Origin of the sequence: Pseudoalteromonas sp. SG41-5 (assembly GCF_014164495.1) — a bacterium.
Lineage (GTDB): Bacteria > Pseudomonadota > Gammaproteobacteria > Enterobacterales > Alteromonadaceae > Pseudoalteromonas > Pseudoalteromonas rhizosphaerae.
In genome coordinates this window covers 33,507-57,826 of record NZ_JACJFH010000003.1, presented here as the reverse complement: position 1 = coordinate 57,826, position 24,320 = coordinate 33,507, and the positions used below count along the sequence as shown (strand labels likewise).

Genomic DNA, 24,320 nt, shown 5'->3' with positions numbered 1-24,320 from the left:
ATGGCAAACCCAAAAAGCTCTTTGAGCATTCCTCCTCTAGTCAGTAAACGCTTTACGCTTATTGGTATTATTTTATTGTGTGTTTTACTGCAAATTATTAATAGCTTACCAGGCGTTAACTTAAATGGATTAGGTATTTACCCTCGCAGTCTAAGTGGCTTAACGGGTATTTTTTTCGCGCCTTTTTTACATGGCGGCTGGGCACATTTGCTTAGTAACTTAATCCCATTTGCAGTGCTTGGCTGGCTAGTCTGCCAATATAGCGTCAAACGGTTTTGGGCTGTATTTATCTTTACTGCTGTGGTTGGAGGATTACTGGTTTGGCTATTTGGTCGCGCTAATATTCACGTTGGCCTGAGCGGTGTACTTTATGGCTTGTGGGGCTTTTTAATTTGCTACGGCATTATGCATCGGTCATTTAAGGCCATTGCTATTAGTGTCGCGGTGGTATTTTTATATAGTGGTTTAATTTGGGGTGTTTTGCCACAGCGTCCCCATGTGTCATTTGAAAGCCACCTGTTTGGCGCACTCGCTGGTATTCTTATTGGCTATTATTTAGCAAAACAAGATAAGAAAAGCGCAAGTTACAAGCTTTAAAGTTAGCAAGGTTAAAGATAAAATATTAACCGTCATTATCTCGGATTAAATAAATTTGCGCTTTCTCAATTTCGGTTAGCGCTTTATATCCTAGAGGATAAGGCCAACCATAACCCCATCTAAATGTTGTTGGAGAATATGGACTACCGCCAACACGCACACCGCGAGCATGAGTTGTGCTATTTACACCTCGCTTACTTCAGCTACACATTCACGAAGTCCATTATCAACAATATGCCTTTGCTCATATGTACCATCTTGGCAATAACTATAATCGTGGGCGGTACAGCAAAATAACCATAATTATTGCTGAACAGGTAACAAACTTCGAGTAAATTAGGGGCGCTCAATCGATATGGAACCAACTTTAGCTGCAGGTTTGTTTTATCCCGAGTCTGAATGAAACCGCAATCTTGTATTAGTGATTTCAGCATTTTGCTAGCTATTAATCAGATATCGATACTGCTAAATTATTATACTTTGTCAATAATGTTGAGCCTTTTTAATGATTAAGCTACTTAAATTTACTTAATAACTAACTACACTCGGTTATAGAACCTATAATTAAAGCAATACCTTAACAAGAAACTATTTCTTCGTGTATAACTCTCAAAGTATGATTATGAATCGAAGCTGCTATTTTCCTAGCGTAAACGATGGCTCAACAGGTAAATAACTACAATCAAGAGTAGCTATTAGCTGATTATTACTCTTTTTAAGAATTATTTAGCCATAAAACATAGTAGATCGGAGTCCTATTTTTGACAAAGATAATTAAACACCTGAGCATAGTTTTGTTAGCACTCATATTTGCAATGTCATTTGCTTTTGCTAACTCGCCATCAGTTCATTTTGAACGTCTATCTATCAAAGATGGCTTACCTCAAAGCAGCGCGAAAGCGGTGTTACAAGATCGTAAAGGGTTTTTATGGGTTGGTACTGAAGAGGGTTTGGCCCGTTATGATGGTTATGAGTTTAAAGTTTTCAAAAATAGTTTAGATAATCTCCACTCACTCTCAAATAATTATGTAACTGTTCTTTTTCAAGATCAACAGAGCGATCTTTGGATCGGCACCAGAGGTGGTGGCCTAAATCGCTTTAGCTCTACAACTGAACAATTTACGCATTATCGCCATCAAGCAACAAATCTAAACAGTTTAAGTAATGATACCGTGCATGCTGTTACGCAAGATAAACAGGGAAATATTTGGGTGGGGACAGACGGTGGAGGCCTTAACCGTTTTAATCCTGTCACCGAACAATTTACTCATTATCGTCATCAGCAAGCAAACTCTGCAAGCTTAAGTGATGATGCTGTTAGTGTTATTACTGAAGATCAACAAGGAAACCTATGGGTAGGCACGTGGAGTGGCGGCTTAAATCGTTTTAATCCTATCACTGAACAATTTACTCATTACAAACACCAAGCAACAAACCCTAATAGTATAAGTAATAATGCTGTCAGTGCCATTCTTGAAGATAAACAAGGTAATCTATGGGTAGGAACAAAGGGTGGCGGCCTTAATTATTTTAATATCACTTACGATAAATTTACTCGCTATATCCATAATGCAACTGTGCCCAAGAGTCTGAGCCATAATGAAATAGCAGCCATTACCGCAGATCAAGAAGGTAACCTTTGGTTAGGAACTTTAGGTGGTGGACTCAATTATCTCAACTTAAAAACCCAAAAATTTACCCACTATCGCAATCAGACAACAAACCTAAATAGTTTAAGTAATGACAATATTCGAGCCATCACTTATGACCAACAGGGTAATCTTTGGATAGGAACCGATGGCGGCGGACTTAATCGCTTAAACTCACTTACTAAACAATTTGCTCACTACCATCATCAAGCTAATAAACCCAACAGTTTAAGTAATAATATAATACGCGCTATTACCGAAGACAGTCGAGGCATACTGTGGGTAGGAACTTGGGGAGGCGGTTTGAATCGCTTTGATTCCGTCACCGAGCAGTTCTCTCATTACCGTTATAATGAAGATGATCCCAACAGTTTGAGCGACGATAAAGTCTATGCCATCACTGAAGATCGCCAAAATAATCTTTGGATAGGCACTGATGGTAATGCCCTTAATCGTTTTAATCCAATGACAGGGGAATTTACTCACTATCGTCATGATCCTAGCAATGCTAACAGCCTAAGTGATAATGCGGTTAGTGCCATTACTGAAGACCAGCATGGCGATCTTTGGTTTGCCACGTGGAAAGGTCTTAATCGCTTTAATCCAATTACGGAGCAATTTACTCATTATCGCTATCAAGCAGATAACCCTAATAGTATAAGTAATGACAGTATTCGGGTGATCACTGAAGATCAACAAAGTGATCTTTTGCTAGGGACTTGGAAGGGCCTTAATGTTTTTAATCCAAACACCGAAAAATTTATTAATTACAAACATCAGCCAACAGATCCTAGCAGCTTAAGTAATGACACTGTCTACGCGATTACCGAAGATCGAAAGGGAAATATTTGGATAGGTACCGCCAGTGGCCTTAACTTATTCAACAAAACTACCGGTAAATTCACTCGTTTTCTGAAAAAAGATGGCCTACCTAATAACGTTATTTATAGGATTGAAGAAGACAATAAAGGCAGTCTTTGGCTGAGCACAAATCTTGGTTTATCTAACTTTGATTTTAATACAAAAACATTTAAAAATTACAATATGGATGATGGATTACAAAGTAACGAGTTTAATGCTGATGCATCATTTAAAAATAAACGCGGTGAATTATTTTTTGGCGGGATCAATGGTTTTAATCGTTTTTTCCCCGATAAAATAATCAGTGATACCCAACAACCAAAGGTTGTTATTACCGATATGTTACTATCTAACCAATCCGTACCTATCAGCAATGTAGTACCATTAGATAAAAAATCAGACATAATTAAAAACACGCCTAATAGTAGCTATTCTTTAGAAAAACCAATTCACTCCACTTCTGCAATCACCTTAACTCATCAACAAAACCTTGTAACATTTGAATTTAGTACACTGCATTTTTCCAATCCCAAAAAGAATCAATATGCCTATAAAATGGAAGGTTTTAATGAAAAGTGGATCACAACTACTTATAAAAACCGCCGCGCAACATATACCAATTTACCAACCGGCAATTATATTTTACGCGTTAAAGCCAGCAATCCATATGGCATTTGGAACGAAAAAGGAGTAGCCCTTAAAGTCACTGTATTACCACCGCCATGGCTATCATGGTGGGCATACTCATTTTATTGCACGTTACTCCTGTTCATTATTTGGCTATTTGTGCGCGCGCAACGCAAAAAAGTCATATTTATAAAGAAGCTAAATGAGCAATTAGAAATTAAAGTGGCTGAACGGACACTAGGTTTACAAAAAGCGAATGAAGAACTAGCTAAAATTACTGTAACCGACGAACTCACAGGGTTAAATAACAGACGATTTGTCGCTAATAATTTGCAAACAGACATTGACTTAGTACTACGAAAATATCGCAATCATGATCAAAATAATGATATTGAAAATCATAGTGAATCAGACTTAATCTTTTTTATAATCGACCTAGATCACTTTAAACAAATAAATGATCTTTATGGTCATGCCGCAGGTGATAGCGTATTAATGCAAATTAAACCTATTTTAAAACACGTTTTTAGAAATACCGACTATCTTGTGAGGTGGGGAGGTGAAGAGTTTTTAGTAGTTGCCCGCTTTACCGACCGAAAAAATGCACCGCTACTTGCGGAAAGATTAAGAGCATCGTTTGAAATGCATAATTTTGTCATAGATGACGGAACTATTATCAAAAAAACATGCTCAATTGGCTATGCTAGTTTTCCTTTTTCAATAAATAATCCCGAAAGTTTAAATTGGGAACGAGTTGTAGATATTGCCGATCACTGTTTGTATGCAGCGAAAGAATCAACAAGAAATGCTTGGGTAGGACTAAGCGACATTGATTGTTACGATGATAATTTATTTGTAGCCATCACTGAAAAAACGCAGCAATTGATCAACCTCGAGCAAATAAAAGTAGAGTCTTCAATTCTTAAACCGGATAAAATAAAGTGGCATTAATACACTTTTGTTTACTCCATTAAATAGAGTTAAGTAGTTGCAGGTTTATCTTCTAATTATACAAAAAACACTTAAAAAATAGCCGCGATGTAAACCAATAAACACACGATATGCTTATTACGTGGCGTGGCAGTTTATATTATACCTTATGATCTCAGCGTCATTGTCACTAATACAACGGCGTGATCAGTGCTTTGGTGGTCATGCTCAATCAAGGGATGGTCGTAGTTGTACGAATGAGCTCTGCAGCTCTGCTTAGCTCATATTTAATAACATTACTCATTGATATGTGGTAACGCAATTGTCGTTCAAATTCATAGAAAGTATTCAGTGGCTCAAAGATTAAATGTCGTAATTTAAAGCTGAGTAACGGAGACAACATAAACATTGCATCATCTAAATGATCTTCATATTACTCATGAAAGTTATCTTTGCTTCCCTTGCTCTAAATGATCAACTAGGATGGGTTGTTCGTAACCTTAATTAAAGTAACCAACGTTTAAGGAGTTTTGATGAGTAACAGCGAAAACTATACCCCGCCTAAAGTATGGCAGTGGGACGCGGAAAGTGGCGGTGACTGGGCAAAAATAAATCGACCAATTGCAGGCGCGACTCGCCAGCAAGATTTACCAGTTGGTGAGCACCCTCTTCAGCTTTACTCACTGGCAACCCCTAATGGCCAAAAAGTCACCATCATGCTTGAAGAACTGTTAGAGCTTGGTATCACTGAAGCCGAATATGATGCGTTTTTAATTAAAATCGGCGATGGCGATCAATTTGGCTCAGGCTTTGTGGGTGTTAACCCTAATTCAAAAATTCCAGCGCTGATGGATCACAGTACGACCCCTATAACGCGGGTGTTTGAATCAGGTGCTATTTTACAATACTTAGCAGAGAAGTTTGATGCGCTAGTGCCAAGCGACCACACCAGTAAAACCGAATGCCGTAACTGGTTATTTTGGCAAATGGGATCAGCACCTTATTTAGGCGGTGGTTTTGGTCATTTCTATGCCTATGCACCACACAAAATGCAATATCCTATTGACCGATTTACGATGGAAGTTAAACGCCAGCTAGATGTATTAAACCGCCATTTAAGTGATCACGATTACATGGCTGGTAGTGACTATTCAATCGCAGATATTGCTATTTGGCCATGGTATGGCTCGCTGGTATTGGGATATTTATACGACGCCGCCGAGTTTTTAGATGTTGAATCATATACCCACGTGATGCGCTGGGCAAAACAGATTGAACGCCGCCCTGCAGTAAAGCGTGGTCGTAGAGTTAACCGGACTTGGGGCCCAGAAGATGAGCAACTAGCCGAGCGCCACAGTAAAAGCGACTTTTAACGAAAACCTAACAGCGCGATTAGTATGACTAACCGCGCTGTTACTTATGCTGGCTGTAAATCTATTTGGTTATTTCGCGCCTGCAGGATCTGTAAGCCGCGTGCTAAGAATATGCCACTTAAAATACCGTAAATCGCGCTGACAATAACCATAAATTCTGTACTTTGCGTAACTGCTAGTTGTATTGCCAGCATCACTCCAACACAATATTTAGTAAAGAAAATGGCCATTATTAGTATAAATGGTACTTTGCTACCAGGTATATGAAACACATGCTGCTCACTTATGTAGCGCACTCCCTTTGGCAAACCGAATTGACGAGCGACTCCCCAACCAAGTACTAAACACACAAACCAAACTGCTAATGCAATTACACCAGAAAATGCGGAGTACACCCCAAAAACTGACAGGCCAGCCATTGCGACAGGTAACACACAAACACTGCGTAACGTGACCTCTCTTGCTCGGGTTTGTTTGACACCAAGCACAATCAGGCCGGCAAATAACGCGAACACCCACAGCGGTGTATGTTTAATTATATCAATCACTAAACTTCCTTTTTATTGTTGTTATTGCTTATTGTATTAGTGCCTTGAGCTTAATCTTATTTCAATAATTAATAAAGTTACAATTACATTTTTTTAACCTTTATATACGTAGCAAGCTTAATGTGCCATCTCGATGCTAACTTAGAGAATAGTAAAAGGCGACGACAAACAAATATCGCAGAGTGTAATCGCCATCATTTCAGTAGTAGCAAAACAACAGCGCAATTTGATAACCAAAAACCACTCAGCAGCAAACTAAAACATTCTCTTAAATCGAATGGTTAAGCCATTAAATTGCATTGTTAATTTGTAATATAAAAGGATATGCTCTTATTAGTAATTTACAATTAAAGGAACGGCTATGAAGAACGTATTATTAATCAACTCATCACTCAACGGTGAAAACGGTAATTCACATCAGCTTAGTGAACAGTTCATTGCTGAGCTTACACAAAAAACTGACATTACAGTGACTCGTCGGGATGTTGCCGAAAACCCATTACCACACCTAACTCAAGCTGAAATGGGCGCATGGATGACAGAGCCTTCAGAGCGTAGCGATGAGCAAAACAAACTGGCTGCTATTTCTGATGAGTTGGTCACTGAGCTGCAAAATAATAAACTCATCGTGATGGGCGTCCCTATGTATAACTTTGGTATTCCATCTACATTAAAAGCGTGGATCGATCGTGTTGCTCGCGCTGGCATTACGTTTAAATACACTGAAACAGGCCCAGTTGGGTTAGTTGAAAATACTAAAGTAGTTATTCTTGCTGCTCGTGGCGGTATGTACTTAGGTACTGATATGGACACGCAAACTAAGTATCTAAAAGACTTTTTTGCATTTTTAGGCATCAAAGATGTGGACTTTATTTATGCTGAAGGCCTAAATATGCCAGGTGGTGATGACAGCAAAAACGCCGCTAGTAAAGAAATTTCAGATTACGTATCGGCACTTTAATTTTTTGATAAACAAGCGGTCAGTAAGGATCGCTTTTTAGTTAGCCATGCTGATTTCATTTATTACACATTCTTATCGTCAGTGGATCCGTGTAACTCAACATTCAATACTTTTGTAAACTTGGTGCTTATGTTGCAACACTCTCTATAAACCGCCCATTTCGCTATGCAAAGGTGAAATCTTTTCACAGTTAGCGAAATTATTACAAAGAAGATGAGTATGACGATTAAGAAATCTGCACAATCACATTGGTCTGGCGATATTAAATCTGGTAAAGGTCAAATTAGCACCGAAAGCGGCGCTTTAGATAATCAGCCCTATGGTTTTAATACGCGCTTTGAAGATAAAGCGGGCACTAACCCAGAAGAACTAATAGCTGCGGCGCACAGTGCTTGCTTTAGTATGGCGCTATCACTTGCGTTAACTGAAGCAAATTACGTTGCTGATGATATCACCACCAGTGCAGTGGTTAGTTTAGATGAAGTGGATGATGGCTTTGAGGTTAGTCATATAGCCTTAAGTGTAGAGGCAAAAGTTGCCGGTATTGCTGAATCAGAATTTAAAAAACTGTGCGAGCAAACCAAACAAGGCTGCCCTATCTCAAAATTAATGAATGCTGAGATATCTCTCACTATGGCACTCAACTAAGCTAAAAAATTAACCGTATATAAGCCAAGTAATTATTACTTGGCTTTTTACTGCACGGTTTTTACTATACGTAAAAGGTATAAACATAAAATAACGTAAAATTTCAGCTAAATCTCTGGCCTAACCAAGCTAAATAAATCATGCGTTGTCGTAAAGTAATCTCCGCCCATTTTACCAACGGTATTTAAAGCTCTTGGGTCAATATAGCCGTTAACAAGTACACTTTCATCAATATAAATACCAACTACATTTAATAACATCATTTGCCCGCCACCTGCTTGTTCAGAAATAGTGACCACGTCACGTAAGCTACATTCATAACGAACCTTAGCTGCTGCCACCCCCAATGGAGTTACTGATTGACTTGCACATGATGCGATCCCCACAGCCGTAAATTCACTAGTTTGCGAAGAAAAATTACCGCAACTTTGATTCATTTGCTCCACCAGATTATGACTGACCACATTGATAACGCACTCTTTTGTGGCCAGTAAATTGTTTAAGGTATCCTTGTTTTGATTCTCAGCTGGATTTACCTGAGTCACACTCAACACTGGCGGGTTTACACTTGCCACGGTAAAAAATGAATACGGCGCAATATTCGCCACGCCATCACTACTTAACGTGCTTATCCATGCGATAGGCCTTGGCGTGATCCCACCAACCAATTTACTGTATGCCCCTTTTTGCTCGTCAGGATCAGTTAAATCAAAATACATCATCACCTCATTAAATTTAAACTCATTAAACTAAACGCCTTTTCACTTTGTTACGTATTAAAGACAAAGTAAATGAAAAAAACGCTTTATTACTATGACACACTCTTTGTACTGGTTTACTAACGATTTACGACTAAGCGATAACGCACTAATCTCTCTTGCTGCAAAGCAAGATACAGCACTTAGCTTTGTATATTGTGTTGACCCTCAATGGTTTAAAAGCAATCACCATGATTGCCAATCAATGGGACAACATCGCTGGCAGTTTTTAGCGCAATCTTTACAACAGTTAAACAATACTCTGAAAGACTATGGGCAACATTTAGTGATCTACCATCAAGCTGCTCATGAGGTGATTGAACATTATTATCACCATCACAACGTGCGTACTCTATATTGCAGTGAACAAATTGGTTACGATGAGCAGCAAACGCTACTCAATGTAGCGAAAAATCATGGTGATCTTGTTATTAAACAAGCTAATACATTTACCTTATATGACAACCAGCAACTTCCTTTTACTATTAATGAACTGCCAGCAACATTTAGTCAATTCAGAAAGCTAATTGAGCAAACAACGCCCACTATCAATACACTTTTAGATCCTCCAGAGTACATAGCCAGACCTTTAATTGCTCCAATGCCTTGGCCAACTACATTGCCTAATGTCAGTAAAGAACGAGCGTTATTCGCAGGTGGTGAACAAAGTGCGACTGATCACCTAGCTGATTACTTTTCAAGTGCTAATCCATCTACCTACAAAGAAACTCGCAACGCTTTAGCTGGTATTGAAAACTCAACCAAGTTTTCTCCTTGGCTTGCTAATGGCTGCATTAGTGCTCGGCAAATAGTCAACGCTTTGCGTAATTATGAGCACATTCATGGCGCAAACGACTCAACTTACTGGATTTATTTTGAATTACTGTGGCGTGAATACTTTCAACTATACAGCCTGCGTTATGGCAATAAGTTATTTTCTTTTGCCGGAATTACAAAGCGTAAGCCACTAACCAGTTTTTACCCACAGCGATTTAAGCAATGGTGCACAGGCACAACACCGTATCCCATTGTCAATGCATGTATGAAACAGCTGAATAAAACCGGCTATATGTCAAATCGTGGCCGGCAATTAGTTGCAAGCTGCTTAGTAAACGAGCTCAAGCTAGATTGGCGCTTTGGCGCTGCTTATTTTGAACAACAACTGATTGATTACGACGTGGCATCTAATTGGGGAAATTGGCAATACCTTGCAGGTGTTGGCGCGGATCCTCGCTCGGGTAGGCATTTCAATTTAGTAAAGCAAACCCAAACCTACGATGCTAATAATCAATTTATTAATCACTGGCAAGGTGATGAGGTACACGCCATAGACTCGTTAGATGCCGCAGATTGGCCGTTAAGCAGTTAATAATGCTTAAAGAATAGCGGTGGTGAGAATAAAAGTTGTAGCACACAAAACCGAGCCTTTAAGACTCGGTTTTGTGCATTTTAGCAAGGTGCAACATTATTAAATGTTCTAATTTTTGTTTTTAAATCAAATGCTGCATAACCAGCCACAATAATAAAACAGCCTGCTGGCACAATATAAGAAAAAGCGACACTGAAGGTATCAATAAATACAGCCTGTACCACGGGTACTATCGCTCCACCTAAAATAGCCATTACTAATCCGGCAGCACCTAACTTTGCATCATCGCCTAAACCATGTAATGAAATTGCGTAAATAGTGGGAAACATTAACGATAAACAAGCCGATATACAAACTAAAGCCCAAACGCCACTTATAGTTGGCATTTGCACCATATATAAACATAGTAGCGTCGCAATTACAGAGGTTGCCATTAATAGTTTTGCTGGTCTAATAAATCCCATAAGCCATGTCATCACAAACCGAGAGAACAGAAAAGTGATCATACTGTATTGCAAAAACGTTCCACCGGTCACTTCGTTTGTATCAAGAGCTTCCATAACGTATTGAATGGTAAAGGTCCATATACAGGTTTGCGCTGCAACATTAAAAAACTGCGCAATAACGCCAAAGCGATAATGTGTATTTTTAAATAATCGTTTAAAGGTTGCACGAAAATCGACATGCTTAGATACCTTTTTTTGCTTGCAAAAGTTAGCTGTTTTAGTAAATGCAATTGCCAGCCAAATAAGCACAAGTACGCAAGCCATACCCACATAAGGCACCATAACCGCATCTAGTTCTGCTTTTATTACCTGAGTTAGTTGCTCAGAGCTCATAGCTGCACGCTCATCTGAGGAAGCTATATTTAGGCTAGGTAAAATAAGGGTTGCGGCTAAAAACACACCGATATTAGTACCAACAGGATTGAAAGATTGCGCTAAATTTAATCTACGGGTTGCACTTTGCTGATTTCCCATTCCCATCACATAGGGGTTTGCTGAAGTTTCTAGAATAGATAGACCACCAGCTAACACAAATAAAGCGGCTAAAAAAAAGCCGTAAGTCATTGCTTGGCTTGCGGGATAAAACATAAATGCCCCTATCGCAGCCATGCCTAAGCCTGTCAATACTCCCGTTTTGTAAGAAAAGCGTTTATTTATATAAGCGGCAGGAATGGCTAAGCAAAAGTAGGCGCCATAGTAGCTAAACTGTACAAGTGCCGATTGCACTGAAGACATAGTAAATATTTTACTAAATACTTTAACTAACGGATCAGTCATATTTGCTGCAGCACCCCATGCTGCAAAGCAAAGTACAAGCAAAATAAAGGGAACCACCATCTCCTTAGAGACAAGAGGTGTTTTTGTATGTGTGTGTGTGGTCATTGCCATGTCTCAGTTGTTAACTTTGAGTAAAGCATTTAAACAGGTAAATATCACCTCGTCAATAAATCAACTATAGTTATTTATTACATTTAACAATACTTAATTGTACTCTGTCGTTAATTTAATATTAAATGATCAGCACAGTAATAAAACCAATGCTGTCGCCAAGTATGTCCGCTCAGTGTACAATTAGTTAAGTTATTCAAGACAATAACAGATTAGACAGGAATCATTATCAAAGCTAAAAACCCTCGACTCGTCTCACAAGAAGGCCGAAGCCAATCTGGCTTGCGTGCTCACAATGAACGGCGAATTATGTCTTTAATTCGTCAACAAGGGAGTGCGCCAAAAGCCGAGATAGCACAAAAAACGGGTCTTTCTGCACAAGCCGTTACAGTTATTATCAATAGCTTAGAAGCCGAGTCGTTATTAATAAGAAAAGAGCCACAGCGTGGCCGTGTTGGCCAACCCACTATTCCGTTTGCCTTAAATCCTGATGGTGCTTTTGGCATCGGCTTAAAAGTTGGTCGCCGAAGTTATGATTTAACCTTAATTGACTTGGTCGGAAATATACGCGCAACCTTAAATGAGTACTGTGCCTACCCTACTGTAAATAGTCTGCTCACTTTTCTTGAAAAAGGTATCAGCGTACTTAAAATGAGCTTAAGTGACGAGTTAGCCGAGCGTATTCTAGGTATTGGTGTTGCAACTCCTTTTGAAATTTGGAATTGGACTGAAGAAGCTGGCGCACCAAAGAAAGTAATGAATGAGTGGAAGTCTTTCGATTTTAAACAAAGAATCAATCAGATCATCTCTCTTCCTGTCTATGTATGTAATGATGATACCGCAGCATGCTCAGCAGAGCTGAGCTTTGGCAACCCAGCTCGCTTTACTGATTTTTTATACATTTTTATTGGCACTTTTATTGGTGGTGGAGTCGTTATAAATGAAACCTTATTTACTGGTAAAAAAGGCAATGCGGGAGCTATTGGCTCATTACCAAGGCCTGTACTCAATAGTGAAGGCCAACTAACATCGCAACAGCTGATCATGCAGTCTTCGCTGTATATACTTGAAAAAATGCTTAAAGATGATGGCTACAATACCGACATAGTGTGGAGTTCAAAAGAATATTGGGGAGATTTAGGCCCTGTTTTAGATAAATGGATAGATCAAGTTGCAGATGGCCTTGCCTATGCAGCACTGTGCTCACTAGCTATTTTTGATTTTGAAGCCATTGTGATTGATGGTGCAATCCCTATCAATGTAAGAGAGAAAATAGTATTAGCAACAAAGTTAAAATTAAGCCAAGCCGATCATCGTGGCATTTATCGCTGTGCCGTACAAAGCGGCTCTATTGGTGCTAAAGCTCAATCAATAGGTTGCGCTAACCTACCGTTAATTATAAACTTTTCTCAAGATAACGTCAGCCTTTCCCACAACTAGCTTCCAATAAATTTATCAAGCAGCCGGCGCTATTCGCCGGCGCTTTAATATCCTGGATTACCCGCAAATAAATTCAATTAAATAACTCCATAAACTTGTACAAAAAAATAAGTAATAATAGTTGATTTATTGCTTTTAGTTCTCTACATTCTATTTACAAATTTGCCCAAACTGGTGAGGCGGGTTGATAAAACAGCAAGTTTTTAATCACACGCAACAAAAGCAAAAAATGGTTTAGGATTTGGCCACATAATCGTAACGGGTACATCTGGTCAAAAAAGAGTGAATCTATCAATGCCATTAACCCAGCTAAGTTAGCTGGCTTGATTCGAGAAGATACATAAAGCGACGTATTTTTTGACACCAAAATCAATAACTGTCTTGGTGGTCAAGGCTTAGATTTAACCAAAGGTATCGTTTAAAACGAGACGATACCCTGACAATTTTTATAGGAATAACGTAATGGAAGTAGTTGCAATTGGTGAAGCCTTAATTGATTTACTCTCAAATGATTGTATAGATAAAACAGTATTAAGCAGCGAGCTAGGATTCACTCAATTTGCAGGAGGTGCGCCCGCAAATGTAGCTGTCGCCGTAGCAAAGTTAGGCGGTTTGAGCTCATTGCTTGGTAAGGTAGGCGATGATCCGTTTGGTCGTTTTTTAATAAAGGCACTCGATACACATAATGTTAAAACATCACATGTTAGCTTTTCTAAAAAGGGTAAAACTGCACTAGCCTTTGTCTCATTAGATGAAAGCGGTGAACGTACATTTGATTTTTACGATAAAGACGCCGCGCATTATGATTTGCAGATTTCCGATTTAACCTCCTCTTTATTTGCAGCCCCTAAAATAGTGAGCTTTTGCTCAGGCTCTTTAGCTAAGGCTCACATATTAAATACTACGTTAAATGCACTAAAACACTTTAAAGAAGCAGACTCGGTTACATGCTTTGATATTAATTTTCGACCTGCCTTTTGGGATGAACCACTTACAGCCCCATCCATTATTAATGATATAGCTAAAACGGTTGATGTTATTAAAGCAAGTAAAGATGAGCTGATAGCCCTGTATGGCATTGAGCATATTGAAACCACAATAAAAAGCTGGGTAGACAATGGCGTGTCATTGGTTTTAATGACTGATGGTGGCGAGCCAATTACATTTTCCTCATGCTCATTTAGTGGTACATATCCTTGTCCACCAGCGAATGTCGTAGATACCACAGCTGCCGGTGATGCTTTTGTAGGCGGTTTTTTATACCAAGTAGCTTCGCTAGTAAGTGATAAAAATGAATTTACTGATTGGGCCAATAATTTTGAAAAAGTATTAAAAGCAATCGACTTTGCAGCTAAGTGTGGCGCCTCAACTGTCGCAAAGTTTGGTGCATTCGACGCTTTACCAACGCAGCAAGACCTGTCTGCCTGAGCACTTACAATCAACCAGCCTATTTGTAACCTCTATTCTAACGACTAAAACTCATATTTTTAGTTTTAGTCGTCTAACAAAATCGCTTTTAAACTACTTTTACATTTAATACGTATAAAACTATTTATGCCTAATTATTTATAAACGATACGGTTTTGATATCACCAGTATGAAAGAAAAAATAAACATAGTCTGGTTTAAACGTGACTTACGCCTAAGCGATCATCAGCCTTTAAAAAATGCGTTTAGTAATGGCCTGCCCACACTATTAATTTATAACTTTGAACCTTTACTGCTTGCCGATGGGCATTACAACGAGCGGCATTGGCGCTTTGTCTATCAATCTATTGTTGATTTAAATACCCAACTAGCTCGCTATAATAGCCGCGCGTATATATTTAATGAAGACATGCAAACCCTACTTGAATCGCTTCACTCGCAGTTTGCAATCACAAACATGTTTAGCCATCAAGAAATAGGGCTAAACAACACTTTTGAACGTGATAAAACCATTAAAGCATGGTGCCAACACCATCATATTAACTGGTTAGAGTCGCCAACTGGGGCTGTGATACGTGGCAAAAAAAATCGCCACAATTGGAACGAACGCTGGCAACAAACCATGCAAGCACCTATTGCTATACCTAATTGGAAGCAAATAAAGCCACTCATCCTTACTGACTATAAAACCCCCAAGCTGCCTAGTGCCTATACGCAAGATAATGAACATTTTCAGCATGGGGGACCACGACTTGCCCGTGAAGTAATGCAAAGTTTTTTTGCTGAACGCGGTAAGGGTTATCAAAAAGGAATATCTAGCCCTAGTTTAAGCCGTACTCATTGCTCTAGGCTATCGCCCTATTTAGCGTGGGGAAATATCAGCCTGAGGCAAGTGTATCAAATGGCGATTGACGCATACCATAGCACTCATGCTGATAAAAAAGGTTGGAAGCGCCCGCTTGCTGCATTTGTATCTCGCTTGCACTGGCATTGCCATTTTATGCAAAAGTTTGAAAGCGAATGCAGCATGGAATTAAAAGCATTAAATCCGGGGTACCATGCATTTCCATATCGTGATGACGCACAAGTTACTAGCGATATTGAACGCTGGGCACAGGGGCAAACCGGTATTCCTATTATTGATGCCTGTATGCGCTGTTTAAAAGCCACCGGTTATATTAATTTTAGAATGCGCGCTATGTTAGTTAGTTTTGTTACGCATCATTTAAACATCAGCTGGCAACATGCAAGCCTGCCGTTGGCTAACTATTTTTTAGACTTTGAACCGGGGATCCACTACCCGCAAATACAAATGCAAGCATCGGTTACGGGCATTAATACTATTAGACATTACAACCCGATTAAACAATCTGAGGATCAAGACCCGAGCGGTGAATTTATAAAAAAATGGTGCCCAGAGCTTGAAAAGCTGCCTGTAGAATACTTGCATGAACCTTGGGAGCAAACACCCATGGAAGCATTATTTAACGACTTTAAACTAGGTGACGATTACCCTGCACCGATGATTGATTTAACCAAAGCGTCTAAAGAAGCGAGAGAACGGCTTTGGCAATATCGCGAACGTATTGAGGTTAAGCGCGCTATTCCTGCGATTTTAAAAAAGCATGTAAGCATCGCCCCTAGAACAAAAAGTACCAAGACAAACCATCACAATGGCTCATAAAAAACTAACTTTACCGCAAAAAACCTGCCCCACTTGCAAACGTGATTTTGCTTGGCGTAAAAAATGGCAGCGCGACTGGGATAACGTTATTTACTGCTCGCAGCGTTGCAAACGCAATAAAAACGAAGAGTCAACGCGCTAGCTAAAATTTGCAGTTAAACAGAACAAAGCTTTGTTATTGATTCTAAAAATACGGTAACATCATTGTTATTATTAATAATAAATAGCAATAATTATCCTAACGGTGGTTTTTCAGGGTAAGTAAAATAAATTAAGGGATACTATGAATTGTACTAATTGTGGTAAAGGTTTACTTAAACCGAGTTTTATTGAAGGTCAATTTCGTTCGCACACATGCACGCACTGTAATGGCCACTGGATACTAATCGAAGACTTTGCAGCTTGGAAAGAGCGTAACCCAAACTTTGCATTTGCTGACAATATCTCATTCGAAGCCGACGCTAAAGACACTAAAAAAGCGTTAATTTGCCCAGTATCGGGGGTCATTATGCGTAAGTTTCGTATTTCATCAGCAACTGACCACCGTATTGATTACAGCGCACCAGTAGGTGGGATCTGGTTAGATGCAGGTGAATGGGAATTACTAAAAGAAGAAGGCTTAGCTGGTACATTGAATGCAGTAGTAACACAGCAATGGCAAAACCAAATTAGAGAGCAAAGTACCAAGCAAAACTTTAGTGACATATATGCTGATAAATTCGGCGCAGACACTTATACAAAAGTGAAAGAACTCAGAACATGGCTTAATGCACAACCGCAAAAAGCAGATTTGAGAGCCTACCTAATGGCTGAAGACCCATATTCTGCAGAAAAGTAAGCTGCTAGAAAAAGTAGGACTCGCTGTATCGAGTCCTTTCATCACAAAATACACCACAGTCATTGTACTTGTTTAATTTTCTTATTGCTGTGTTAACCGCATGCGCCACTGTTTTACTGTTATACTCAAATGCTAATACGCAGAAGCCAATCGCGGCTATGTCATATTTACTTCCGACTTGTCATTCTATGCAAGTTAACCACCTGATTTAAAACCGCTTTATATTAAAAATACTAATTTAGTAAATAACAAAACCCTTTACTGAGACCATTGTTTACAGTCAAGTGTTTCGCTTGCCTGTAAAACAGCCCACAGTTTGTTGGCGAAGTAGCATCATTCGTTTATGAACTCAGCATACTTTAAACAAGGCGATAGCATGAGTGAATTAACTATTGGCGTAATTGGTACGTCACGCAAGACAGATGAACGCCGTTACCCTATCCACCCAGACCACCTTAAGCGCATTCCAGAACAACTTAGAAAACAACTGATCTTTGAACAAGGCTACGGCGAAGCTTTTAATGTGAGCGATGCGCAAATAGCCGCATTAACCGGTGGTGTTGCAAGTCGCAGTGATATTTTAACCAAAATAGGCACCGTAATCATCGCCAAACCGGTGCTTGCTGATTTACAGGAGTTACGTGAAGGTGGAACCCTTTGGGGCTACGTACATTGCGTACAACAACGCGAAATAACCCAAGCTGCACTTGATAGAAAACTCACTCTCATTGCGTTTGAAGATATGTTTGTATGGTCGCCGCAAGGCAATGTTGGTCGTCATACTTTTTATAAAAATAACGAAATGGCCGGCTACTGTGCGGTGTTACACGCACTGCAGCTCAAAGGTATTGATGGACATTATGGTGATCAGCGTAAAACCATCATCTTTAGTTTTGGTGCTGTTAGTCGCGGTGCAATTTATGCACTCAAAGCCCATGGTTTTAGAGATATTACGATTTGCATCCAGCGCCCCGATCACGAAGTACGCGAAGAGATCCTCGACTGCCATTACGTTAAAGTTCGCCAAGGCCAACACGATGAAGCACGGATGATGGTGGTTGAACACGATGGTACGCAACGGCCACTAACGGAGCTCATTAGCGAAGCCGATATTATCGTCAATGGCACTTTTCAAGAAACTGCAAACCCAGTTAATTTTGTTATTGAATCTGAAGCGGACTGCCTAAAAGCAAATAGTTTAATTATAGATGTAAGCTGTGACGAAGGTATGGGGTTCTTTTTTGCTAAACCTACCACATTTGCAAATCCGATGTTTCGCTATAAAACCGTTGATTATTACGCGGTTGATCATACACCTAGTTATTTATGGGAAAGCGCAACACGTTCAATCTCAGCCGCCATGATTGTATACTTACCTACAGTATTAGCAGGCAAGGCACAATGGCAAAAAGATGAAACCATCCGTCGCGCGATTAATATTGAAGACGGTATAATCAAAAATACTGCGATTCTAGCGTTTCAAAAGCGCCAATTAAACCCGCCTTATAATGCACTTTAGTTAATAAACATAATTAGTTTTTCAAACATCAATAAACACGCCGAGCAGTTAATCCTGCTCGACGAGTTCAACTGTAAGAGTCATTGTTCTGATGTTGTTTGCTCACCAGCGACTTTTTCTCTCAGTTGCATCACCACTTGATCTGATATAGCTAAATCTCCTTGCTTGGCACTAAAGCTATGAACAACCCCGGCAGTGGTAGCAACCACTTCCAACACCACTTTATCAAAATCAACATCAAATAAAGTTTGGTCTCGTACTACGGCATCCCCCTCATTAACGTAAATTGCCGAAATCGTAGCCTTACCCATCATTCCTTGTAGTTCAGGTACTTTGATATCCATATTGCTTCCTTAGTAGTTAATTTAAATGCTATTTCGCGCCCCATGCAGCAATCAATTTTTCAAACTGAGCCTGCACATTGTTATTATTGATACCTTGAGTTTGTTGGTTAATTGCATTAACAAGCTCAGTAAATGACGTTTGGTTATTGTTACTGGTAACCGCTGCAGTTAGCGCATTCACAGCCTCTTTATTATCAAGGGCTGCAAGTTGCTCAATTAACGCCTGCAAGTGTGGCTGACAGTTATTACCAGCTATAGCACGGCTTAATTGCTCTAAACTTGCCATATAAGGCGTTTGCACAAAACCATTATCAAGCGATTGCGCTATGCTACTAATTGCTTGTTTATTATCTAAACCTTGAATATTCACACCAACACTTTGTAATAACTGGCTGTAATCGTGGCTTAGGTTGTTTTTACTGAGTTTACCGGCAATCTCTTCCAGTGATTGATGCAAATAGCCCATTTGCTCCACCGCCATCATCACCGGGCTGCCTGCGCCATCAAGTTTATTTAAACGTACAAAGTCACCTTTAATTTGACTAAAGCGCTGCTGCTGCTCTGCGCTTAAGGTGCCACGCAGTTCACCGAGTTTAAGTAAGTTCTCTTCAGAGCCTTTACTGAGTGTTTGCGCTTCACCACGATAATGGTCACAAATCAAGTTTTCTAGCTCTTCGTCATTCATGGCAGCAACGACTTTTTCTGCCATTTTATTCATATTACGGTAGCTGCCTTGCAATTTAAATGGCGGCTCTGTGCGATAATTATTATCTTGCGCGGCTGAGGCAATATACTGGGCGTTCACTTTTAGTACGGTATTACGAATAGTGATTAATCGGCTGAGTACCGCTTTAATTTCGTTAACTTCCGCTTGTGAATAGCCGTGTTCAAGCTCATTTAATGAAATATCTTCGCCTTGACACATCCGCACTAACTTATATAAATCTTCCATGTTACGGTTAGCCAATGGCGCTAATACTGCATTAGATGTTAGCGCATTTTCTATAAAGCTCATGGCAAACTCTTGCTCACACCCGGCTAAGGTATCGCCAAGATTATAAATATCGGCGCGATTTGCCAACATATCAGGAATTTTAAAGCTCTCACCAGATTCTGTATACGGGTTACCTGCCATCACTACGGCAAACTTTTTACCGCGTAAATCATAGGTTTTACTTTTACCGTTCCACACCCCGTCAATACGTCTTGAGCCATCACACAAAGAAATAAACTTTTGTAAAAACTCAGGGTTAGTATGCTGAATATCATCTAAATACAGCATCACGTTATTGCCCATTTCAAAGCTCTGATTGATTTTTGCAATCTCTTTTTCAGCAGTAGCATTAATGGCTTGAGCAGGATCGAGTGACACCTGATCGTGCCCTATCGACGGGCAATTTACTTTTACAAAAGTCAGCCCTAAACGGTTAGCAACGTATTCAACTAAGGTAGTTTTACCGTAACCTGGCGGCGAGATAAGTAATAGCATGCCCATTAAATCAGTGCGTTTGTTTTTACCTGCTGAGCCAATTTGTTTTGCTAAGTTATCACCAATAATTGGGAAGTACACTTTATTGATCAGCTGATTACGTACAAACGAGCTAAGTGGCCTGGCTTTAAATTCCTCAAGTTGCAGACGTTCTTTTTGCGCCGCTAAAATATCACTGCGCAGTGCATGATACTGCTCAAAAGCCGGTACTTGCTCAGTGATGTATTTACGAGTTCTGGCATAAAACTCTGCATAATCAACATGTAAAGTTTGCTCTTGCACTCGTTTATGCTGCCCCATTAAACGCTCAACTTGGGTGTTTGGGGTGACGTCCAACACAGTGTATTTTAATGTTGTGGTGGCACTGAGATGCAAGTAGTTAGCCGCTTCCGCTTGCACCATTGCCGATACTTTAGGATTTTGCATGCAGTACGCATTAAGCCAACTTAAAAATAATAATGCCCGCTCATCAGTTTGCTTTACGTTTTCACAGGCCTGAGCAAGCTCGTTGCTATAACCTTTGGCTTTAGCGTCACTGCTAAACTGTTCAGCTAAATTTTTAGCTTGCTGAGAAACGATAAATAGCTGTTGCTCTGCCGTTTTTTGTTGCGCTAATTGTTGCACTAAATAAGCTGCGGCCAAGTCAGTGGATAAATCAGCAAAACGTGCAGATAATTTGCTAACTTGAGTTAAAAAGGCATTGATCTGTTCACTTAACTGCGCAGTTAACGTGCCGATAAAACTGGTCGCAGCAAAGTGTTTATCCATCAAAATAGCATTGCTCGCTTGATGGAAATATTCGTTCAGTTGTGCAGATGACAATTGCGCACTAAATAACTGCGCAATAATACGACAACTAGCCGGATAAATAAGTAAGTCCAGACTATTTTTTTGCGTCAATAAGGTGTCAATAATTGCCCATGCATCGTGGTCATGAATGCCTTTTTCATAGCCTTCTTGATAGCGCGGTTCAGCAAATTTTTGCACCAGCTGCAATAATTGTTTATCTCGCTGTGCCTGCTCTAATTGTGCAAAAGTCAGCGAATGCTCACTGTTTTCACAAGCGAGTAATATTTGCGCAGCTAAATACTCACCACGATAAACCACCTCACTTTCCGAAACTAATGTTTGTTGCCACAAATGACGGCTTTGCTGTAACGTTTGTAAGCTTTTCTCATCTGTTATTGGCTCAAAATAATCAGTACCCGTTAAGTGCAGCATCAGCTGCTCGTCACGCGGCAATAAGGTTAAATCGAGTAATTGCTTATTAACACTAAAAGCGTGCTTACCAATACTGACTGTATTGCCGCCGTCAGTGAAAATATCTTGTTTATCACGTAACGAACGTATGCCCTGATCTTTACTGGCTTTTAGCTTTGATTGGATATCATCGGCACGAATTTCATCGCCTAACTCTTTAAGCTCACTAGTCAATGCACGAAGCTTGCTGATCATAGGATCGGCGGCAAAATAAGTATTTAATGCATCAAGCTCAGTAAAGCTTTGCGCACGGCGGTTAACGCCTTGCAATATACGCTCGGCGGCATTGGCTAAATTCAATGCGCGGCGCTGACGGGTATCAATTAAGCTTTGTTTATGCGCTTCAAAGCTTTCGTATACGTCATCACGTTTGGCAATGATCTCTGTCAGATATTCGTCAAAATCACTAAATTGCGATTCCAGCTCTTCAAGCTGAATAAGCAAACGTGAAAGTTGCTCGTCACACGCCTCTGGGGTTTTAGCATTATTTAGTGCGTTGGTAATACTTTGCGAAAAAAGCTTAAAGCGTGCGGCAAATTCAGCTTTAGCTTCAACACTGCCAAGGCTCTTTTGACGGATTTCAATGCTCGCTTTAGCACGATTAACCAACGCATAAACAGCACTGATATCTTCGAGGATTTGCGTGCGCACACGGCTGTCGTCGATGTCTAAATCAAGCATAGTGTGGTTAAGTAAATCCAGCTCTACACTTTGCGCATCTAACTGTGCGATATAGGTCTTCAGCTCGCTAACGCTTTCGCTTTTACTGCTTAGCTCTTCAAGCTCTTTAAGTTTTTCGTGGTACGGCGCCAGCGCGCTGTCTTGTTGTAAAAACGCGGCAGTTGCTTGGCTTACTTCAACCAGCCGTGTATCAATTTCACTTTGTAAGTTATTCAGTGCAGCAATATCTATATATTTAATATCTTCAAGGCTTATTACTTGCCCTTTGAGCATTTTTAATGCATCAATACCTTGCACAAATTGCGGTGCGACTTTAAAGCTATCAGGACGTACTTCTCGGGTTACATCAGTGTATTGCTTATTAATATCTACCAAGGCTTGCTTGGCTTTGTTTTGAATCTCGGTGACTTTTTCAAACTCATCAAGTACTTGCTCAGCGGTTTCATTGATGCTGTGTAGGTTTTGTGCGATTTCCGCAAATTCGCTTTCGTTAAGCCAATGGTAACGGTCAAAGATATTCCGGCTAAGGGCAATTAAATCTTCGTAATGAAATAAAGTCGGGCTTTGCTCGCTAATGGCTTTACAGACACTGTATAAATCAGAAATACCGCGAACTAAATCGGGGTTACCTATTTTACCAAAAAAGCTAGTAAGTGGTGGCGCATTGGCTGCAAATTCAGCCGATACAAACGGGCTTTGCCAAATTTGAATCGGGTGTACTCGCTCCGCTTGGTCTTTATCGGCTTTAAAAGTCAGCGTTATACCATCGTTGTAAATAGCATAACCGTGACAATAAATTGGATTTTGCAGGTTTTTATCAATAATATTATAGGCAAATAGCGCGTAACGGCCTTCACTTGGCTCGTAAAACACGTATAAAACATCTTCGCCGTTTGGTGACTTTATATGTCGGTGAAATTCTAAATCTTCTATTTGCTCTTCAAACGAGCGTGCTTGCCCTGATTGTAAGTAGTAACCGCCAGGGAAAATAATGCCGTGATCTTCAGGTAAAGTAACACATGCACTGCCGATTGCATCTTGGCGCATGACCTGCTGAGTGCGGGTATTATAAATAAAGTAACGCCATGTTTTTTCACGGTATGGGAGAATTTTTAGCAGCACTAAGTCGCCTACCAGCGCGTACTCAACTTCGCTGTCAGCAAGGGATTGGTTTTTATCATCAACAGCTTCTTGATAAATCCCTTCACCGGTGTCAGTGCTGTTTTCTATTTTAATGGTCAGTGAACCGCCAATGGTTTCAACAAACACTTGGTCGGCGATGTTGATATGAGCGTGGCGCCCTTCTATGTGGTTACTTCGGTCAGTTTTGAGCCATTCAAAATCATAGTCATGTGCGTGTTGAATATCACGCTCACCGCGGTTATCGATATAATTAATGGTGTTGTCTGGGTGAATTTCCCAGCGAAAAACCCGCACATCCGATAACTTGTCACCGATTTGGAATAGCGCAAATAGCTTGCCATTTTGTTGATATAAATGCTGTAGGCTGGTTTGTTTGTAGTAGGTATACAGTTCTTCAAAATCACGAATAAAACGACTATCGGTTAAAAAACGCGTTGTCTCTGGGTAAGGCTCAATTTCGTAATGGTCGTCTTGCTCCACCAGCTTTTGTACACTAAATACATCACTGATTGCGGTTTCTTTTTTTAATCCCAGAAATACGTTGTAAGCAAAAATAACTTTATCGCCAATAATCACGATATCGCGCGGGGTACAATTTTGCTCCGTACGAACGCGAACACGCCCTTTTACTTGTAGATCAGTGCTACCAAACTCGTTAATACGCTGTGTATTTACATCATCTATTTGCGTTTTTAAACTAGCACCAAAATTATTTAAGCGGCGTTTAATTAAATCGTACGAGCCTTGTTCTAGCGCTTGTTGAGTTGCGTCCGTCATGA

17 protein-coding genes are annotated in these 24,320 nt (G+C 39.9%); 12 read left to right on the top strand and 5 right to left on the bottom strand.

Features of this window, described 5'->3' with window-relative positions:
• The 3 genes from H5232_RS01445 (at position 1) to yghU (ending at position 6,037) form a co-directional block, all read left to right on the top strand.
• On the top strand, positions 1–597 hold the full coding sequence (locus H5232_RS01445; RefSeq protein ID WP_145237407.1) for a rhomboid family intramembrane serine protease: 597 nt from the start codon (positions 1–3) through the stop codon (positions 595–597).
• Between the two features lie 794 nt (positions 598–1,391).
• Positions 1,392–4,685: a two-component regulator propeller domain-containing protein gene (locus H5232_RS01440; protein WP_259400097.1), complete on the top strand. Its 3,294-nt coding sequence runs from the start codon at positions 1,392–1,394 to the stop codon at positions 4,683–4,685.
• A 512-nt stretch (positions 4,686–5,197) separates the two neighbouring features.
• A complete protein-coding gene (gene yghU, locus H5232_RS01435) occupies positions 5,198–6,037 on the top strand; it encodes a glutathione-dependent disulfide-bond oxidoreductase (RefSeq protein WP_182739388.1) in 840 nt (279 codons plus the stop codon).
• A 44-nt stretch (positions 6,038–6,081) separates the two neighbouring features.
• On the opposite strand, the gene H5232_RS01430 is transcribed toward yghU, so the two are convergent.
• Positions 6,082–6,585, bottom strand: a complete 504-nt coding sequence (locus H5232_RS01430) for a DUF6622 family protein (protein ID WP_182731071.1) — start codon at positions 6,583–6,585, stop codon at positions 6,082–6,084.
• Positions 6,586–6,946: 361 nt separating this feature from the next.
• Between H5232_RS01430 and H5232_RS01425 the strand changes: the two genes are divergently transcribed.
• On the top strand, positions 6,947–7,546 hold the full coding sequence (locus H5232_RS01425) for an FMN-dependent NADH-azoreductase (protein WP_149980849.1): 600 nt from the start codon (positions 6,947–6,949) through the stop codon (positions 7,544–7,546).
• A 219-nt stretch (positions 7,547–7,765) separates the two neighbouring features.
• Positions 7,766–8,194, top strand: a complete 429-nt coding sequence (locus tag H5232_RS01420; RefSeq protein WP_182830494.1) for an OsmC family protein — start codon at positions 7,766–7,768, stop codon at positions 8,192–8,194.
• A gap of 107 nt (positions 8,195–8,301) precedes the next feature.
• On the opposite strand, the gene H5232_RS01415 is transcribed toward H5232_RS01420, so the two are convergent.
• Positions 8,302–8,913 carry a flavin reductase family protein gene (locus H5232_RS01415; protein WP_182830501.1) on the bottom strand — a complete coding sequence of 204 codons (612 nt, stop codon included), beginning with the start codon at positions 8,911–8,913 and terminating at the stop codon, positions 8,302–8,304.
• 94 nt (positions 8,914–9,007) lie between these two features.
• Between H5232_RS01415 and H5232_RS01410 the strand changes: the two genes are divergently transcribed.
• Entirely contained in the window at positions 9,008–10,321 is a 1,314-nt protein-coding gene (locus tag H5232_RS01410) for a DASH family cryptochrome (protein WP_182767473.1), read from the top strand.
• 80 nt (positions 10,322–10,401) lie between these two features.
• On the opposite strand, the gene fucP is transcribed toward H5232_RS01410, so the two are convergent.
• Positions 10,402–11,709, bottom strand: coding sequence for an L-fucose:H+ symporter permease (gene fucP / locus H5232_RS01405; RefSeq protein ID WP_182830493.1), 1,308 nt, complete (start codon positions 11,707–11,709; stop codon positions 10,402–10,404).
• A gap of 288 nt (positions 11,710–11,997) precedes the next feature.
• On the opposite strand from fucP, the gene H5232_RS01400 reads away from it, so the two are divergent.
• From H5232_RS01400 to H5232_RS01375, 6 genes are all read left to right on the top strand, one after another.
• Positions 11,998–13,155: an ROK family transcriptional regulator gene (locus H5232_RS01400; RefSeq protein WP_220493207.1), complete on the top strand. Its 1,158-nt coding sequence runs from the start codon at positions 11,998–12,000 to the stop codon at positions 13,153–13,155.
• A gap of 462 nt (positions 13,156–13,617) precedes the next feature.
• On the top strand, positions 13,618–14,583 hold the full coding sequence (locus H5232_RS01395) for a carbohydrate kinase (protein WP_182830492.1): 966 nt from the start codon (positions 13,618–13,620) through the stop codon (positions 14,581–14,583).
• Between the two features lie 169 nt (positions 14,584–14,752).
• On the top strand, positions 14,753–16,267 hold the full coding sequence (locus H5232_RS01390; RefSeq protein ID WP_182783831.1) for a cryptochrome/deoxyribodipyrimidine photo-lyase family protein: 1,515 nt from the start codon (positions 14,753–14,755) through the stop codon (positions 16,265–16,267).
• Positions 16,257–16,409, top strand: coding sequence for a DUF2256 domain-containing protein (locus H5232_RS01385; RefSeq protein ID WP_145237463.1), 153 nt, complete (start codon positions 16,257–16,259; stop codon positions 16,407–16,409). The genes H5232_RS01390 and H5232_RS01385 overlap by 11 nt, the downstream gene beginning before the upstream one ends.
• 141 nt (positions 16,410–16,550) lie before the next feature.
• A complete protein-coding gene (locus H5232_RS01380) occupies positions 16,551–17,105 on the top strand; it encodes a zf-TFIIB domain-containing protein (protein ID WP_182758542.1) in 555 nt (184 codons plus the stop codon).
• A 376-nt stretch (positions 17,106–17,481) separates the two neighbouring features.
• Positions 17,482–18,624, top strand: coding sequence for a N(5)-(carboxyethyl)ornithine synthase (locus H5232_RS01375; RefSeq protein ID WP_182717038.1), 1,143 nt, complete (start codon positions 17,482–17,484; stop codon positions 18,622–18,624).
• An 80-nt stretch (positions 18,625–18,704) separates the two neighbouring features.
• Here H5232_RS01375 and H5232_RS01370 read toward each other — a convergent pair whose 3' ends face one another.
• Both H5232_RS01370 and H5232_RS01365 read right to left on the bottom strand, forming a co-directional pair.
• Entirely contained in the window at positions 18,705–18,968 is a 264-nt protein-coding gene (locus H5232_RS01370) for a biotin/lipoyl-containing protein (protein ID WP_149980857.1), read from the bottom strand.
• 28 nt (positions 18,969–18,996) lie between these two features.
• The gene (locus H5232_RS01365) at positions 18,997–24,318 is read right to left on the bottom strand and encodes a DNA repair ATPase (protein ID WP_182830491.1); all 5,322 of its coding nucleotides are present in this window, start codon (positions 24,316–24,318) and stop codon (positions 18,997–18,999) included.
• Positions 24,319–24,320 lie beyond the last annotated feature (2 nt).

Excerpts from the sequence above, each read along its gene's own strand:
- H5232_RS01390 (WP_182783831.1), top strand. The coding sequence starts at position 14,753 with ATGAAAGAAAAAATAAACATAGTCTGGTTTAAACGTGACTTACGCCTA.
- fucP (WP_182830493.1), bottom strand. The coding sequence starts at position 11,709 with ATGACCACACACACACATACAAAAACACCTCTTGTCTCTAAGGAGATG.
- H5232_RS01445 (WP_145237407.1), top strand. The coding sequence starts at position 1 with ATGGCAAACCCAAAAAGCTCTTTGAGCATTCCTCCTCTAGTCAGTAAA.
- H5232_RS01375 (WP_182717038.1), top strand. The coding sequence starts at position 17,482 with ATGAGTGAATTAACTATTGGCGTAATTGGTACGTCACGCAAGACAGAT.
- H5232_RS01410 (WP_182767473.1), top strand. The coding sequence starts at position 9,008 with ATGACACACTCTTTGTACTGGTTTACTAACGATTTACGACTAAGCGAT.
- H5232_RS01395 (WP_182830492.1), top strand. The coding sequence starts at position 13,618 with ATGGAAGTAGTTGCAATTGGTGAAGCCTTAATTGATTTACTCTCAAAT.
- H5232_RS01420 (WP_182830494.1), top strand. The coding sequence starts at position 7,766 with ATGACGATTAAGAAATCTGCACAATCACATTGGTCTGGCGATATTAAA.
- H5232_RS01380 (WP_182758542.1), top strand. The coding sequence starts at position 16,551 with ATGAATTGTACTAATTGTGGTAAAGGTTTACTTAAACCGAGTTTTATT.
- H5232_RS01370 (WP_149980857.1), bottom strand. The coding sequence starts at position 18,968 with ATGGATATCAAAGTACCTGAACTACAAGGAATGATGGGTAAGGCTACG.
- yghU (WP_182739388.1), top strand. The coding sequence starts at position 5,198 with ATGAGTAACAGCGAAAACTATACCCCGCCTAAAGTATGGCAGTGGGAC.
- H5232_RS01415 (WP_182830501.1), bottom strand. The coding sequence starts at position 8,913 with ATGTATTTTGATTTAACTGATCCTGACGAGCAAAAAGGGGCATACAGT.
- H5232_RS01365 (WP_182830491.1), bottom strand. The coding sequence starts at position 24,318 with ATGACGGACGCAACTCAACAAGCGCTAGAACAAGGCTCGTACGATTTA.
- H5232_RS01425 (WP_149980849.1), top strand. The coding sequence starts at position 6,947 with ATGAAGAACGTATTATTAATCAACTCATCACTCAACGGTGAAAACGGT.
- H5232_RS01385 (WP_145237463.1), top strand. The coding sequence starts at position 16,257 with ATGGCTCATAAAAAACTAACTTTACCGCAAAAAACCTGCCCCACTTGC.